The following is a 15,353-nucleotide window of genomic DNA, read 5'->3' on the forward strand; positions in this document are numbered from 1 at the left end:
GGCCGCGCCCCTACACGTGCGGGGCGGGATACACCCCCCGGGCGCGGCGCCGGGGGGACCGCGTGGCACGGGGGGGCCCCCACCCCCCCCCCGGGCCCCCCCCCGCCCCCCCCCCCCCGCCCCCCACCCCCCCCCCCCCCCCCGGGGGGGGGGGCCGCGCCGGACTTACGGCAGCTATCGGGGTGCGCAACCGCAGCGGCCACACCACGTCTTACGAGCGAAGCGAGACCGCGCATTTACCGTTCGGAGCCACAAGAGGGCCGCGAACACCAGCGCCGCAGTCGCTGCAGGTGAAACAGCTACCTGCCGATGGCGGCGGCCATCACGCGGACGGCCGAGACCACGCCGTCGATCAACTGGCCCTGCCGGAACGAGCTCAGCGCGGCGGTGACGCCGAGCTGGCAGACGCGATCGTTCGCACGGTCGGCGACCGCCCGGCCCGAGCGCACCTCGATCGCCTTCTCGTTGGGCGAGACGGCGATGAGCACCGAGTGCGCCGCCTCGGGCGTGCCAGGGAAGATCGCGTCCGCGGACGCGGCCGGGTCCTCGCCCAGATCGCCGATGTAGACGTTGAAGCGCACCTTCGTCGCGCGGGTCGCCTCGGTGAGCACGTTGTCCATGGTGAGCCGCTCCACGTCGTTGAACGGCGCCTCCTTGAACACATCGCCTGCCTCGTGCACGCCGGAGACGCGTCCGCTGCTGGTGATCGCGTATCCGTGCGGCAAATCGGCTTCGACCACCGCGGGCCACTTAGAACCTGCCACTTGCCCGTCCTCCGATCAGCTCCACCGCGGTGGACTCGATGGCCGCATGCTGCTCATGCGGCGTTTCCGCGAAATGGTGACCCGAGCCGATCACCTCTTCGGTGGCACTCCACAGCACCGGCGACGCGGTCCACTTCTGGCCGAGGGCGAAGTGGACCGGCTTCTCGCCAGGCAGCGGCTTACCGAGGAACGACAATCCGGCGATGATGCCGTAGATCACCAGCGGTATGCCGGCGAAGATCAGCACTGTCTCGAGAATGCTCACGGATCAAAGGTAGACGATCCTCTGTAGTAGTTCTCCGTCCGGTCGAGCCGGATCGCCCTCCGTGTCGATTGCATCGGCTCCGAGCTGGGACTTTCCGACGCGCCTCAGACCAACCAGGCGGTCGCGTTCGGCGCCAGCTGACCTCCGTCGGTCGGTGCGCTGGCCAGCAGCACGTCTCCCGGCGGTAGCTGAATGGGCGCGTCCGAGGCGTTGAGCACGCAGACCAGTCCCCCCGGCCTGCGGAAGGCGAGACAACCCGCCGGGCTGCCGTACCACTCGATCCGATCCCCGGCGAACTCCGGCCGCAGCGCGCGCAGTTCGAGTGCCAGGCGATACAGCGACAAAGTCGACCCCAACTCCTCGAGTTGCGCTTCGACGGTCAGCGACGCCCAGTCGCCCGGAATCGGCAGCCACGGTGTCCCGGTGGTGAACCCGTACGGCGGCGCGGCACCCTCCCAGGGCAGCGGCACTCGGCAGCCGTCGCGGCCGCGCTGGGTGTGGCCGGAGCGCTCCCACACCGGATCCTGCAAGACGTCGTCCGGCAGGTCGTCGACGTTGGGCAGCCCCAGCTCGGCGCCGTTGTAGATGAACACCGCGCCCGGCAGCGCCAGTTCCAGCAGGATCATCGCCCGCGCCCGCGCTACGCCGAGCGCACCGCCGCCGTAGCGGGTGACCTCGCGCTCGATGTCGTGGTTGGACAACGTCCAGGTGGGCACGGCGAAGACCGGTGCGACGGCCGACAGCGAGTTGTCGATCGCGTCACGCACCGCTTCGGCGTCGAACGCCGATTCCGCGAGGCGGAAGTTGAACGCCAGGTGCAGTTCGTCGGCTCGCACGTACTCGCCGAAGCGGGTGTTGTCGTTCACCCACACTTCACCGATGGTGACCGCGTCCGGGTACTCGTCGACCACCTTGCGGATCCGGCGGTGGATGTCGTGCACGGCGGGATTGTTGAACCGCGGGTCGCTGTCGTCGTGCGCGAGCAGGGCCGAGACGGACAGCTCGGGCATGTCGGGCAGACCGTCGGGTTTGGCCATGCCGTGTGCGACGTCGATCCGGAATCCGTCCACCCCGCGGTCGAGCCAGAACCGCAGCGTCTGCTCGAAATCGGCGGCGACCTCGGGGTCGGCCCAATTCAGGTCGGGCTGCTCACGGGCGAAGATGTGCAGGTACCACTGGCCGGGAGTGCCGTCGGGTTCGGTGATCCTGGTCCAAGCGGGGCCGCCGAAGATGCTCGGCCAGTTGTTCGGCGGCTCGGCGCCGCCGGGGCCGCGGCCGTCGCGGAAGATGTATCGATCGCGCTCCGGGCTGCCGGGAGCCGCCGCCAGCGCCGCGCGGAACCACGGATGCTGGTCGCTGGTGTGATTGGGCACCAGGTCCATGGTGACCTTGATCCGGCGGGCATGCGCCTCGGCGATCAGCGCGTCCATCGCGGCGAGACCGCCGAAGAGCTGATCGATGTCGCGGGGATCGGCAACGTCGTAGCCACCATCGGCCATCGGCGAACGCATCACGGGACAGATCCACAGCGCGTCGACGCCGAGCAGTTCGAGGTAGCCCAGTTTGTCCCGGACTCCCCCGAGATCGCCGACCCCGTCTCCGCTCGAGTCCGCGAAAGATCTCGGATAAACCTGGTAGAACACGGCCGACCGCCACCACGACTGCGTGGTGCGATCCACCGGCGCCGTTAAGGCTGGTGCATCACTCACATCCGCAATAGTGCCAAAGTTTCGAGGCGAAAGCCTTCTCCCGGCACACAGTTTCGAATAGCGGGCAAATACCCAGCACTGCCACCCGCACAGGCGAAAAAGGCTGCTCCGCTCCGCCTCTCGCACGCAACCGTCACGCCACCTGCGGTTCACCAGCGAATGTTTCGCCACCACAACGCGGTAGAAAACACACCAGCGCCGCGGTGCTGCGCCGTGGTCAGAACGGGGCGTTCACCAACGAGTTGGCAGCCATTTCCAGGTAGTCGAGCAGCGCCTTACGGTGCTCGTCGTCGAGCGTTTCCGGCTCGATCTCGGCGACCGCGATACGCATGCACCGCAGCCACGCGTCCCGCTCGATCGGTCCGATGGTGAACGGCATGTGCCGCATGCGCAAGCGGGGATGGCCGCGCTCGTCGGAGTAAGTGCGCGGACCGCCCCAATACTGCTCCAGGAACATCCGCAAACGACGCTCCGCCGGACCGAGATCCTCCTCCGGATACAGCGGGCGCAGCACCTCATCGGCGGCCACCTCGCGATAGAACGTCGCGACGAGCCGCCGGAACGTCTCCGCCCCACCGACCGCCTCGTAGAACGACGTCGCCGTTTGCTCGCCCGAAGTCATAGACCCTCTCGCTTCACCGGATGCGCCGCTGTCCATTGTGCCCGCGCCCGGGCACCGCCGCCGTACCGCCCTTGCGCCGCCGATCGGCAACCGGAACATCGCGCCGGAATGGCACTTCAGCCACAGTTAACCGGACATTGTTGAAAATCACCGTGCAATGCCCGACATTCCATGGTCAACTGGGGGACAGTCTCTGCTTTGCAGATACCACATGATCCTGCCAATCATGAAATCGAGGTCGAGATGAAGCAGCGGCACGGCGCCCGATCACATGAGGCGCGAGCGCACCGACAACTCCAGCCCGCCGACGTCCACAATTGTGGGTCGGGGGCTACTCCGCTGCACATCTTGTCCGAACGATATCCGGGTGGACATCGTGGCCATCACGACCACGGACCCCGCCCGACCGCCCCGCCCGCCGAGGGCACGAACTGGCTCAAGACCAGGGTGTTGCTGTTGAACGCCACCTACGAGCCGCTCACCGCATTGTCCGCGCGCCGCGCGATCGTCCTCCTCATCTGCGACAAGGCCGACGCCGTTCACCACAACGACGAAGGGCCGGTAGTGCACTCCGCCGATACGTCGGTGGCCATTCCCTCGGTGATCCGCCTGCGCACCTACGTGCACGTTCCGTATCGCGCCAGGGTGCCGATGACCCGCGCCGCGCTCATGCACCGGGATCGCTACCGCTGCGGCTACTGCGGCGGCAAGGCCGAGACCATCGACCACGTCATCCCGCGCAGCCGCGGTGGGGAACATTCCTGGGAGAACTGCGTCGCCAGCTGCGCGCCGTGCAACCATCGCAAAGCCGACAAACTGCTCAGCGAGCTGGGCTGGACGCTGCGTGCCCCACTGGTCTCCCCGAAGGGCCCGCACTGGCGCCTGCTGTCCACTACCGCCGAACTCGACCCCGTGTGGTTGCAGTATCTCGACGAAGGCGCCGCCTGACCGATCAGGTGTACTCCACCACCAGCGTCGCCCAGGTCGGCGACGCCAGTGCCTCGAACACGTGCGGTTGGTCACCCGGGTACGCGATGTAGTCGCCCGGGTGTAGTTCGACGGGCGCGTCGACGGGGCCGACCAGCGCGCGCCCTTCGGCGAGCAGGACGTGCTCGACCACACCGACGCTATGCGGATCCGATCGCCGCGCATGCCCCGGTTCCGCGGTGATGCGGAACAGGTCGCGGCGGGAATTGGCCGGCCCGGCCGCCAGCAGCGTCGCCCGGTACTCCGACTGCTCGGCCGCCACCACCGGCCCCTCACCGGCGCGAATGACGTGCACGTTCGGGCGCGGCGGGTCGAGCAATCGGGAGAACGGCATGTCCAGGGCGACGCACAACGCCCACAAGGTCTCCAGGCTCGGATTCCCGGTTCCCGATTCCAATTGCGACAGAGTGGATTTCGCGATACCCGCCCGGCCGGCGACCTCGCTCAGCGAGAGTCCGGCCCTGGCGCGCTCGCGGCGCAGCGCGGCGGCGATCACCGCCTGGGGTGTTGTCGTCGCGTCCTGCTGCGTCATTCCCACCTCTGCTTGCTTGTTTTGCAGCGCCTTCGGCGCCGCGTGTGCCGCGATTATGCCGTGGGGTCGTGGTGTTGTGGTTGCGCTGGAGTGCGGGATGGTTGCGGTGCGGACATGTTCGCAGCGCGTGTCCTTCGGAGCTCTCGCCGGGAAACCATGTTGACGAAGTGCGGCGGCATGTTCACTATAAACTACATGCGTTCGATATGGCGAACACTCGATCGGAATGCGCTGCTCGGGATCGGTGCGGTGTGCCTCGCCGTCGGTGTGATCGGGATTTCCTACGGGGCGACCGCGGTCGCGGCGGGCTTTCCGGTCTGGCTGCCGGTGCTACTCGGGTGCGTGGTGCTGGCCGGAAGCTCGGAGTTCCTGTTTCTCGGGATCGTTGCCGCCGGCGGCAACCCGATCGCGGCCGTGCTGGCAGGACTGCTGGTGAACGCGCGGCATGTTCCGTACGGGCTGTCGGTTCCCGACGCGGTCGGCACGGGCTGGCGCCGCTCGCTCGGCGTTCATCTGATGAACGACGAGTCCGTCGCGATGACCATCGCGCAGCCCGACGCGCCACGCAGACGGGCGGCCTACTGGATCACCGGCGCTGGGGTGCTGCTCGCCTGGCCCGGCGGCGCCGCCGTCGGAGCGCTGATCGGATCGGTGGTCACCGACACCTCGGCGCTCGGACTCGATGCGGTGTTCCCCGCGGTCCTGCTAGCGCTGGTGTTGCCCGCGCTGCGTGACCGGACCACCCTCGCCGCGGTGGGTGTCGGCACCGCGATCGCCCTGGTCAGCGCTCCGTTCCTGCCCACGGGGCTGCCGGTGCTGCTCGCCCTGTCCGGGGTGCTGGTCGCGGCGCGGCAAAAGCCTCTACCAGCGACCGCGCGGGGAGCGGCGTGATGCTGGCCGCCGGAGTCGTCGCTCTCGCCGCGGGCACCTACGCGTTCCGCTGGGCCGGCCCCGCACTCCGCGACCGAGTGCGCCTTCCCGAACGTGTGGTGTGGCTGCTGGAGATCGGCGCCGTCGTATTGCTCACCGCGCTCGTGGCCGTCACCACCTTGCCGCTGGGCACCGCAGACCTCGGATTCGCGGTGCCCGCAGGCGTTTTCGCGGGTGGACTGGTCGCATGGTTCCGACGCCCCATTCTGCTGGTCATTCTCGCCGCAGCCGCGACGACGGCAGTCCTCCGCTACATCGGCGTCTCTTGAGCGGCACCGTGCCCGCAGCAGGAGGCGGCGCCGTCCCCTCCTGCCGACGGCGCCGCCTGTCCCATCGATCGCATCCGAGCGCTCCTGTGCTACTCGGGTTTACAGTCCGCGGCCCGCATTGGCACCGATCCAGCGGCAGCGAAGGAACTAGAGATGTGCGTATTTTCGATGCCGACCCCCGCTAGGCCGTGATGGTCACCCGGCGACTCACGCGACGGAGCGATACAGCGCGCGTTCGGGCGGCCTCGCACCGCCGCGGCCGGAGCGACATGCGCTCGGCACCAATTCCTTCAAACCGACCGAAAGGCAGTTTTCACTGCGGGAATCGGTCCGACGCGGCTGTAGGGCCTTGTCCTCCGTCGAGAGGTCGGCCGCCCACCGCGGATCGCGGGCGAGCAGGAATGAACGCACCAGCGCTTCGTGGGGAGGCAGCGGAGCGGCCGAGCCCCGCGACCTCATCCCGAATGATGATCGGTAGCGACGATCCCCGGCTGACCGCCCTCCGGCGCGGATGGTGCGCCGCACCCGGCGACGACCATCGAACGACGCGATCAACGCGGTAGCAGAGGAATTCCACCGCCGAGCCGACGCGCGACCGAGCCGTAGCGAGCGTCGAGTCGCAGCCAGGTTCTGGTCGCGCGGACACGGACGATCTCGGCGGCTGGGATACGGCGAGGGTCGGCCTTCTCCCCCGAGTGCGGGATGAAATCCATCGCCGTGAGCGCGAAGACGACACGCATCGGCACCTGCACCCGGGTGCCCGCGCCGGACACGGTCAGCACCGCCTGATCCAGCAACGAGGCGGGCGGGCCGTGGCCGCTGCCGTGTTCCTTCGCCAGCTGCGCACCCTGCTCGGCGAGCTCGACCAGGGTGCGTGCGGGCACGTCGTCGACGTGTGCGAAACCGTCGACGGGTGGCAGCGCGCCGCGCCATGCGGAGTCCATCGAATATCCGAGGTCGATCGGACTGCCACCGGCCGAACCGGCCAGCACGAGGTCGGCGCCGACCGTCACGTCGTCGACGCCGAGTTCGGCGACCACGGTGCGCATCGCCAGCGCTTCGAAACCCGTCGCCACCCAGGCCGAGACGTATTTCTCCCCGCGGCGGCGCAGGCGCACCACCGCCCCGGGGTCCAGCCGCACGGCCCTGGTCAGAAACGTCGCGAGATTCTCCCGCTCCGCCGGATCGGGCACATGCAGCACTCGTTGTTCCGCCATCACGGCCGCTCCGCCGTCAGCACTCCGCCGCCACCGACGCGGTCGCTCAGTCCATCCATTCGGACAGGTAATCACGCTCGGCGTCGGTGAGCCTGCGCAACCGCTGCGCCCGCATGTCGAACGCCGCGATCTGCGTGGACGCCACCACGGCTGCGGGCGAGTCGGGCAGCGCGCCCGCCGCCCGCACCTCGTAGCCGATGGTGAAGTCGACCGCGCGCAGCTGCTCGATCCACATGGCGATGTCCAGCGGCGTGTCCTCATGCCGCAATTGACCGCGATAGCGGACACGCAGATCGGCGAGGACGCACCCCTCACGCAGCGGTGCGGTCGGGCGGCCGTCCTCGAACAGCCACGGAATGCGCGCCTCTTCCAGCAGCGTCACCATCCGGGCATGGTTGACGTGCTGGAACACGTCCATGTCCGACCACCTGACATCCACCTTGGCGTGGAACCGCTTGGGCAGCACCAGACTGCCCGCGGCCTTCCCGCTGCCGCTCACCGAACTCGTCAACGTGGTACCTCCGATTGAGCGCCCACCCCGCTCACCATGCTCCGCACTTGCCGCGCTGCAACCGACAACGTGGCGAGATCGTGGGTTCCGGACTCGAACAATTCCGACAGCGCCGCCCTGGCTCTGCCGAGGCGGGACTGATTCTTCGACTCCCAGTATGCAATCTTCTCGTCCGCCGTCTCCTCGGGGTCGCCGCCGGAGAGCACGTCGAGCGTGAGCGAGCGCAGCGACCCGTACATGTCGTCGCGCAGCGCGAGCCGCGCCAGCGCGTGCCAGCGGTCGCCGCGTTCGAGGTGGCTGACCGCCTGCAGCAGCCAGTCGATCTTGAGGTGGTCGTTGAGCGCGTAGTACAGCGACCCGACCTCGTCTCCGTCCCGGTCGGTGATGTCGGCGATGTCCACGATGTCCAGCAGCGGGAAGAGGTGGAGCAGACCGAACACCTCGGTGGCGAGGTCGGTCGGCGCACCGCGAGCGATCAACTCGGCGGACCGGTCGGTGAGCGAGAACACGTGGTGCCCGCGCAGCCATCCCGGCACCTTGGGGGCGAGTTCCCGCACGTCGGCCCGGTACCGGCTGATCTCGGAGCCCACCGCGATCGGCTGCGGGCGATTGCTCAGCAGCCACCGGGATGCCCGGTCGAGGGTCCGCTTCGTCTCCAGTTCGAGCAGGTCGCGCACCGGGGTCGGCGCGTCACAGGCGCGGATTCGCGCCCATCGTTCGTCCAGGTCGAAGATTCCGCTCGCCGCGGCGAAGGCGCGCACCGCGTCGGTGGTGGTGGCGCCGACCTCTTCGTTCAACCGGTGCGCGTAGGTGATGCCGCCGTAGTCCACCATCTCGTTGACGATCATGGTGGTGACGATCTCCCGGCGCAGCCGGTGGCGTTTGATCGCCGCTCCGAACCGGTCGCGCAGCGGCGTGGGGAAGTACTCCGGCAGCCGCGCGGCGAAGTATTGACTGTCGGGCAGGTCGGAATCGAGCAGATCGGCCTTGAGCGAGAGCTTGACGTGCGCCATGAGATTGGCCAGCTCGGGCGAGGCCAGTCCGGCGTTCTCCTCCAGCCTGTGCTTCATCTCCTGGTCCGAGGGCAGCGCCTCGAGTTCGCGGTCCAGGCCGCGACGCTGTTCGAGTTCCTCGATGAGCCGCGTCTGCACGCTGAGCATCTGCGGCGCCTCGGTGCGCGAGATGCCCATGAGGAAGTTCTGCGCCACATTGTCCTGCAGGACCATCTGGGCGACCTCGTCGGTCATGGAGGCCAGTAGCGGGTTGCGCTCGTCCGGCGGCAGCTGACCGCCGGAGACCACGGCGTCGAGCAGGATCTTGATGTTGACCTCGTGGTCGGAGCAGTCCACGCCCGCCGAGTTGTCCAGCGCGTCGGTGTTGATCTTGCCGCCGTTGCGGTTGAACTCGATGCGGCCGAGGGCCGTGGCGCCGAGATTGCCGCCCTCGCCGATCACCTTGACTCGCAACTGATCCCCGTTGACCCGGACCGCATCGTTGGACTTGTCGCCCACCTCGGCGTTGGTCTCGGTGCTCGCCTTGATGTAGGTGCCGATACCGCCGTTCCACAACAAATCCACCGGAGCGAGCAGGATCGCGCGAACCAGATCCGGCGGCGACAGCGATACGACGTCGTCGCCCAGGCCGAGAGCTGCCCTGGCCTGCGGGCTGATCGGCACGGCCTTCACGGTGCGATCCCACACACCGCCACCGGGGCTGATCAGCGACGTGTCGTAATCCGCCCACGACGACCTCGGCAACGCGAACAACCGCTGCCGCTCCTGATAGGAACGCGCGGCGTCGGGAATCGGGTCGAGGAAGATGTGGCGGTGGTCGAAAGCGGCCACCAGACGAATGTGCTCGGACAACAACATGCCGTTGCCGAACACATCACCACTCATGTCACCCACACCGACCACCGTGAAGTCCTGGGTCTGAGTGTCGATCTCCATCTCACGGAAATGCCGCTTGACGCTTTCCCACGCACCCTTGGCGGTGATGCCCATCGCCTTGTGGTCATAACCCGCCGAACCACCCGAAGCGAACGCATCACCCAACCAAAAGCCATAACTTTGGGCCACGTCGTTGGCGATATCGGAGAACGTCGCAGTGCCCTTATCGGCCGCAACGACCAGATAGGTATCGTCACCGTCACGCCGCACCACCCGAGCGGGCGGAAGCACCTCCCCGCTCGCGCGATCCACGTTGTCGGTGACATCCAGCAGGCCCGAGATGAACGTGCGATAGCAAGCCACACCCTCGGCGCCCAGCGCCTGCCGGTCCGCGACCGGATCACCGGTGGCCGCGGGTGGTTGCTTCACCACGAAACCGCCCTTGGCGCCGACCGGCACGATGACCGCGTTCTTCACCGCCTGCGCCTTCACCAGGCCCAAGATCTCCGTACGGAAATCCTCCAAACGGTCCGACCACCGCAAACCACCACGGGCCACCGGCCCGAAGCGCAGGTGCACGCCTTCCACCCGCGGCGAGTACACGAAGATCTCGAACTGCGGCTTCGGCCTGGGCAATTCGGCGATCTCCCGTGGCTCGACCTTCACCGACACGAAGTCGCGCGGTTTGCCTTCCGCGTCGGTCACGTAGAAGTTCGTCCGCAGCGTCGCTTTGACCAGGCCGAGGATCGCGCGCAGGATGCGGTCCGCGTCCAGGCTGACCACCTCGTCGATCCGCCCGCGCACCTGGGTCTCCAGTTCCGCGGCGTGCTCGGCGGAGACGGTGTCGGGGTCGAAGCGCGCCGCGAACAGGTCGACGAACAGGCGCGCGATATCCGGATAGGTGAGCAGCACACGGCAGATGTTGGCCTGGCTGTACGGAAAATTGGCCTGCTGCAAGTACTTCGCGTAGGTGCGCAGGATCGACACGGCCCGCCACGGCAACCGGGCACGCAGCACGAGCTCGTTCATCCCGTCCGCCTCCGCGCGGCCGTACCACATGGCCGCGAAGGCTTCCACGAACCGTTCCCGCAGCCCGCGCACCTCCGCCTCCAGCACGTCGGCGCGTTTGGAGGACTCGAGCAGTTCGGCGTCCAGATCGCGGTCGAGCGAACTGCGCAGCAGCTCCGGGCGGGCCAGCAGGCCGAAGTCGTAGATCCACCGCTCACCGCCGGTGCCGTCCGCCGCCGCCTCCAGCGCGATCTGGTACGGCCGCTCGTCGACCACCTCCACACCGAGGCTCTGCAACAGCGGAAGCACCTGGCTCAAGGAGATGCCGCTACCACCGACGTAGAGCGTGAAACGCCACGAGCCCGGCGCCGAATCCGGCTTCCGGTATAGATATTGATCGATGACGCCGTCTCGCAAATGTTCCAGGCGCACGATGTCCCTCAGCGCGCGGGCCGCGGCGAAATCCTGTTTGTAACCCTCGGGGAAGGCCTCCGCGTATCGCTGCACCACCGCGGGATCCAGCACCGTCGACGTGCTCACCTCGTCGTTCAGCCGGTCCTCCCAGGTGCGGCTGGCCTCGGCGAGCATGTTCTGCAAGCGCAGCCTGGTGGGCTCGGAGGTATCGGCGCCGGGCGGCGTACGGCGCGGGACACCGAGTTCGGCCTCCGGCATGCGCACGGTGAAATACACTCGCGCCAACTCGCTTTCGCCCACCCGCGCGGAGTAGTCGATGGACACGCCACCCAGTTCGCGGACCAGGATCTCCTGCATCTCGAGCCGAGCGCTGGTGGTGTACCGGTCCCGCGGCAGGTAGACCAGGCAGGCGACATAGCGACCATAGGTGTCCGCGCGCAGGAACAGGCGCACCTGGCGCCGCAGGCTGACGCTCAGCACGGCGGTGGCGGTGCGGCGCAGCGTCTCGCTGTCGGCGGAGAACAGCTCGGTGCGCGGGAAGGACTGGATGACCTCGAGCATGGCCTGACCGGAGAACGAGTCCAGGTCGAATCCGCTCTCCTCGATCGCCGAACGGACCCGGCGTTCGATCACCGGGATGTCCAGAACGTTCTCGTGCACGGCGGTGACGGTGAAGACGCCGATGAACAGGTGTTCACCGACGATGGTTCCGTCGGCGTCGAAATCGGCGACACCGACGAAATAGGGATACACCGCACGATGCACGGTGGCGGGGACCAGCCCCTGGGTCAGCGTGAGCAGCGGACGGTCACCGCCGTTGACCGGCACGTGGAAGTCGGTGCCCACGTCGGGCCGCAGCACGCCGAGGCAGGTGTCGGGCACGACGGTGGACATCTCGCGGCCCTGGTCGGTGCTCAGTCGGTAGCGCGCGTAGCCGAGCAGGGTGAAGTTCCCCCCGGCCAGCCAACGCAGCAAGTGAGCGGTGTCGGTCAGTTCGGTCGGCTGGAACGGCGCGGACCCGGATTGCGCGGCCGATTCGAGATCGTCGGCCAGTCTGCTCTGCACGTCTTCGATGGCCTCGGTGTCGCCGATCACCTGACGCACGTCGTCCACCACGTCCGGCACCGCGGATTCGATCTTGGCCAGCAGCGCCGCACTGGTCGACGGGTGCAATTGCACGTGCATCCAGGACTCCCGCAGTCCCGCCCCGCCGGTGCCGTCCACCTCGTGCGCGGCGGCGTGCGTCAGCCGCCCCTCCTCGTCCCGCTCGACCTCGAAGATCGGGTGGATGATCTCGCTGACGCTGGCGCCGATCCGGCTCAGCGACGAGCTGATCGACTCGACCAGCAGCGCCATGTCATCGGTGACGATCTGCACCGCCGCACCGATTCCGGAGCCGTCGTCCGGGTGGTACACCCGCACCAGTGCGCGACCGGGGCGGCGCGTCACCGCCAACTCCAAGTGCCTTCGGAAGATCTGGGTGATGCCGGTGATCGCACAGTCCACATCGCCCGCGTCGACGTGGCGGAAGTACGCCTCCTCGAGCGTCGCGAGTTCGCCGCGCAGTGACTGCGGCAAACCCGCGGCCCACGCCGCGCTGGACAATTCGGACGAGACGGTCATTTTTCGCCAACTCCCTCGGATATCGGTTCCGTAACAAAGTGACGCCGGTCCGAGAGTAACTGTGCGCCGATGACGCGTGGGTGAATTCCCTTTTCACATCCGGTGGTTCACCACGACGGCGGAGTTCGCCGCTCGTGTGCCGAGATCACACGCGACAACCTCGGGCACAGCACAGAAGTCGGACCCGCGAACGTCAGGTGAGCGCGACAGGTCGTATCCGTGGCGGCAGCGGCGCCGCACCGGTACCTCGGGTCAGCTCGACCACCGCGTCGGCGGTCGAAGCCACCGATTGCTCGAACTGCGCCTGCGCATTCACGACTCCCACCCTAGCGAGCTACGCGTGGGTAGGTGTCACTCCTGTTCCGCGTTCCCCGGAAAGACTTTTCGCGCCACCCCACCGCGGCCGTCACCCCCGCTCTCGACCGGAACTCCGGCTCAACCGGCCCCGCATGGCACACCAGCAAACGCCAGGCAGCGCGCACTCGCTCCTAGCAGGCAGGCGGGCACCCTGGCAAGGAGAAACCTCGCCGACACCAGATCCAGCGGCGGTGAAGGTGCCCCGGACGTATATCGAACAGTCGGAGCCCTTCCCCGCTCACCGACCAGGCCCAACAAGGTTTACGCTGCGCGGGGCGAACTGCATCCGAGTGACCCACCCCGGGAACATATGCGTCCGATGTCCCTGTCTTGCCCCCTATGGCCCCCAGCAACCACCGCCGACCGGGGCCCCTCCACAGGCGAGGTCCTGCGCCGCCCGAAGTCGAACCGTGGGGTCCGCCGAAATCCGGGCTTTCGCGGCGTTGTCGACCTCGCCCGGCCACAGCATCCAGGCAGTGCGGCACGTAGGGCGGGTGCGGCCGCACCGTGCACCCGCCTACGCCGACGAACTCAGCCGCGGGTGAGTTTGCGGTGCGTAACCCGGTGCGGGCGGGCCGCTTCCGGGCCGAGCCGCTCGACCTTGTTGGCTTCGTACGCTTCGAAGTTGCCCTCGAACCAGAACCACTTGGCCTCGTTGTCGGAGTCGCCCTCCCACGCGAGGATGTGGGTGCAGGTGCGGTCCAGGAACCAGCGGTCGTGCGAGATGACCACGGCGCAGCCGGGGAACTTCTCCAGCGCGTTCTCCAGCGAGCCGAGGGTCTCGACGTCGAGGTCGTTGGTCGGCTCGTCCAGCAGGATCAGGTTGCCGCCCTGTTTGAGCGTCATCGCCAGGTTCAGCCGGTTGCGTTCACCGCCGGACAGAACGCCTGCGGGCTTCTGCTGGTCGGGGCCCTTGAAGCCGAACGCGCTCACGTAGGCGCGCGACGGCATCTCCTGCTGGCCGACCTCGATGTAGTCGAGGCCGTCGGAGACGACCTGCCAAACCGTCTTCTTGGGGTCGATGCCCGCGCGATTCTGGTCGACGTAGCTCAGCTTGACCGTCTCGCCGACCTTCACCTCGCCGCTGTCCGGCGACTCGAGCCCGACGATGGTCTTGAAGAGCGTGGTCTTACCGACGCCGTTGGGCCCGATCACGCCGACGATGCCGTTACGCGGCAGGGTGAACGACAGGTCCTTGATCAGCTGACGGTCGCCGAAGCCCTTGTCCAAGTGCTCGACCTCGACCACCACGTTGCCCAAGCGCGGGCCCGCGGGAATCTGGATCTCCTCGAAGTCGAGCTTCCGCATCTTCTCGGCCTCGGCCGCCATCTCCTCGTACCGGCCGAGGCGAGCCTTGTTCTTGGCCTGCCTGGCCTTGGCGCCGGAACGGACCCAGGCGAGCTCTTCCTTGAGCCGCTTCTGCAGCTTCTGGTCCTTCTTGCCCTGGACCTCGAGCCGCTCGGCCTTCTTCTCGAGGTAGGTGGAGTAGTTGCCCTCGTACGGGTAGGCGCGGCCGCGGTCCAGCTCCAGAATCCACTGGGCGACATTGTCCAGGAAGTACCGGTCGTGGGTGACCGCGAGCACGGCGCCCTGGTACTGCGCCAGGTGCTGTTCGAGCCAGTTCACGCTCTCGGCGTCCAGGTGGTTGGTCGGCTCGTCGAGCAGCAGCAGGTCGGGCTTGCTCAGCAGCAACTTGCACAGCGCCACGCGGCGGCGCTCACCACCGGAGAGGTTGGTGACCGGCTCGTCCGGCGGCGGGCAGCGCAGCGCGTCCATTGCCTGCTCGAGCTGGGAGTCCAGGTCCCACGCGTCGGCGTGATCCAGGTCCTCCTGCAGCTTGCCCATCTCCTCCATGAGCTCGTCGGAGTAGTCGGTGGCCATCAGCTCGGCGATCTCGTTGAAGCGATCCAGCTTCACCTTGATCTCGCCCATGCCCTCCTCGACGTTGCCGCGGACGGTCTTCTCCTCGTTGAGCGGCGGCTCCTGCTGGAGGATCCCGACGGTGGCGCCGGCGGCGAGGAACGCGTCACCGTTGTTCGGCTGGTCCAGTCCGGCCATGATCTTCAGCACGCTGGATTTACCCGCGCCGTTCGGGCCGACGACGCCGATCTTGGCGCCGGGAAGGAAGTTCAAGGTGACATCGTCGAGCACGACTTTGTCGCCGTGCGCCTTGCGAACCTTCTTCATTTGGTAGATGAACTCAGCCATAAGTGTGAAGCCTATCGGTGCGAGAGATGGGGGGACGAAGCAGAGCTA

Annotated in this window: 13 protein-coding genes; 3 read left to right on the forward strand and 10 right to left on the reverse strand. The window is 67.7% G+C overall.

All coding sequences use genetic code 11. The annotated features are described in order from the left end of the window. Positions 1 to 299: 299 nt before the first annotated feature. The 4 genes from ACL03I_RS18150 to ACL03I_RS18165 all read right to left on the reverse strand — a co-directional run bounded on the left by ACL03I_RS18150 (position 300) and on the right by ACL03I_RS18165 (position 3,360). Positions 300 to 764, reverse strand: a complete 465-nt coding sequence (locus ACL03I_RS18150; RefSeq protein ID WP_355075932.1) for a DUF5130 domain-containing protein — start codon at positions 762 to 764, stop codon at positions 300 to 302. Next, positions 751 to 1,029 (reverse strand): aa3-type cytochrome oxidase subunit CtaJ, encoded by a 279-nt coding sequence (gene ctaJ / locus ACL03I_RS18155; RefSeq protein ID WP_355075930.1) that lies wholly within the window; start codon positions 1,027 to 1,029, stop codon positions 751 to 753. The genes ACL03I_RS18150 and ctaJ overlap by 14 nt, the downstream gene beginning before the upstream one ends. A 104-nt stretch (positions 1,030 to 1,133) precedes the next feature. Further along, positions 1,134 to 2,738: a glycoside hydrolase family 13 protein gene (locus tag ACL03I_RS18160; protein WP_412806528.1), complete on the reverse strand. Its 1,605-nt coding sequence runs from the start codon at positions 2,736 to 2,738 to the stop codon at positions 1,134 to 1,136. Between the two features lie 217 nt (positions 2,739 to 2,955). Further along, the gene (locus ACL03I_RS18165; RefSeq protein ID WP_195043276.1) at positions 2,956 to 3,360 is read right to left on the reverse strand and encodes a globin; all 405 of its coding nucleotides are present in this window, start codon (positions 3,358 to 3,360) and stop codon (positions 2,956 to 2,958) included. 243 nt (positions 3,361 to 3,603) lie between these two features. Here ACL03I_RS18165 and ACL03I_RS18170 point away from each other — a divergent pair, with 243 nt between their 5' ends. After that, the gene (locus tag ACL03I_RS18170) at positions 3,604 to 4,308 is read left to right on the forward strand and encodes an HNH endonuclease (RefSeq protein WP_355075927.1); all 705 of its coding nucleotides are present in this window, start codon (positions 3,604 to 3,606) and stop codon (positions 4,306 to 4,308) included. 4 nt (positions 4,309 to 4,312) lie between these two features. Here ACL03I_RS18170 and ACL03I_RS18175 read toward each other — a convergent pair whose 3' ends face one another. Further along, positions 4,313 to 4,879, reverse strand: a complete 567-nt coding sequence (locus ACL03I_RS18175; RefSeq protein ID WP_412806529.1) for a helix-turn-helix domain-containing protein — start codon at positions 4,877 to 4,879, stop codon at positions 4,313 to 4,315. Positions 4,880 to 5,074: 195 nt separating this feature from the next. On the opposite strand from ACL03I_RS18175, the gene ACL03I_RS18180 reads away from it, so the two are divergent. Both ACL03I_RS18180 and ACL03I_RS18185 read left to right on the forward strand, forming a co-directional pair. Next, positions 5,075 to 5,770 carry an AzlC family ABC transporter permease gene (locus ACL03I_RS18180; protein WP_355075923.1) on the forward strand — a complete coding sequence of 232 codons (696 nt, stop codon included), beginning with the start codon at positions 5,075 to 5,077 and terminating at the stop codon, positions 5,768 to 5,770. After that, on the forward strand, positions 5,770 to 6,078 hold the full coding sequence (locus ACL03I_RS18185) for an AzlD domain-containing protein (RefSeq protein ID WP_355075921.1): 309 nt from the start codon (positions 5,770 to 5,772) through the stop codon (positions 6,076 to 6,078). The genes ACL03I_RS18180 and ACL03I_RS18185 overlap by 1 nt, the downstream gene beginning before the upstream one ends. A 551-nt stretch (positions 6,079 to 6,629) precedes the next feature. Here the strand turns inward: ACL03I_RS18185 and ACL03I_RS18190 are convergent. The 5 genes from ACL03I_RS18190 to ettA form a co-directional block, all read right to left on the reverse strand. Next, entirely contained in the window at positions 6,630 to 7,295 is a 666-nt protein-coding gene (locus ACL03I_RS18190; RefSeq protein WP_355075919.1) for a hypothetical protein, read from the reverse strand. Positions 7,296 to 7,341: 46 nt separating this feature from the next. Beyond that, the gene (locus ACL03I_RS18195; RefSeq protein WP_452493430.1) at positions 7,342 to 7,806 is read right to left on the reverse strand and encodes an acyl-CoA thioesterase; all 465 of its coding nucleotides are present in this window, start codon (positions 7,804 to 7,806) and stop codon (positions 7,342 to 7,344) included. Then, positions 7,803 to 12,740 (reverse strand): NAD-glutamate dehydrogenase, encoded by a 4,938-nt coding sequence (locus tag ACL03I_RS18200; protein ID WP_412806530.1) that lies wholly within the window; start codon positions 12,738 to 12,740, stop codon positions 7,803 to 7,805. Before ACL03I_RS18200 ends, ACL03I_RS18195 begins: the two co-directional genes overlap by 4 nt. A gap of 193 nt (positions 12,741 to 12,933) precedes the next feature. Continuing rightward, positions 12,934 to 13,056, reverse strand: a complete 123-nt coding sequence (locus ACL03I_RS18205; protein WP_355075915.1) for a hypothetical protein — start codon at positions 13,054 to 13,056, stop codon at positions 12,934 to 12,936. A 572-nt stretch (positions 13,057 to 13,628) separates the two neighbouring features. Continuing rightward, the gene (ettA, locus tag ACL03I_RS18210; RefSeq protein WP_039796561.1) at positions 13,629 to 15,305 is read right to left on the reverse strand and encodes an energy-dependent translational throttle protein EttA; all 1,677 of its coding nucleotides are present in this window, start codon (positions 15,303 to 15,305) and stop codon (positions 13,629 to 13,631) included. Between the last annotated feature and the right edge of the window lie 48 nt (positions 15,306 to 15,353).

This window comes from Nocardia sichangensis, assembly GCF_047200615.1.
GTDB classification, from domain to species: Bacteria; Actinomycetota; Actinomycetes; order Mycobacteriales; family Mycobacteriaceae; genus Nocardia; species Nocardia sichangensis.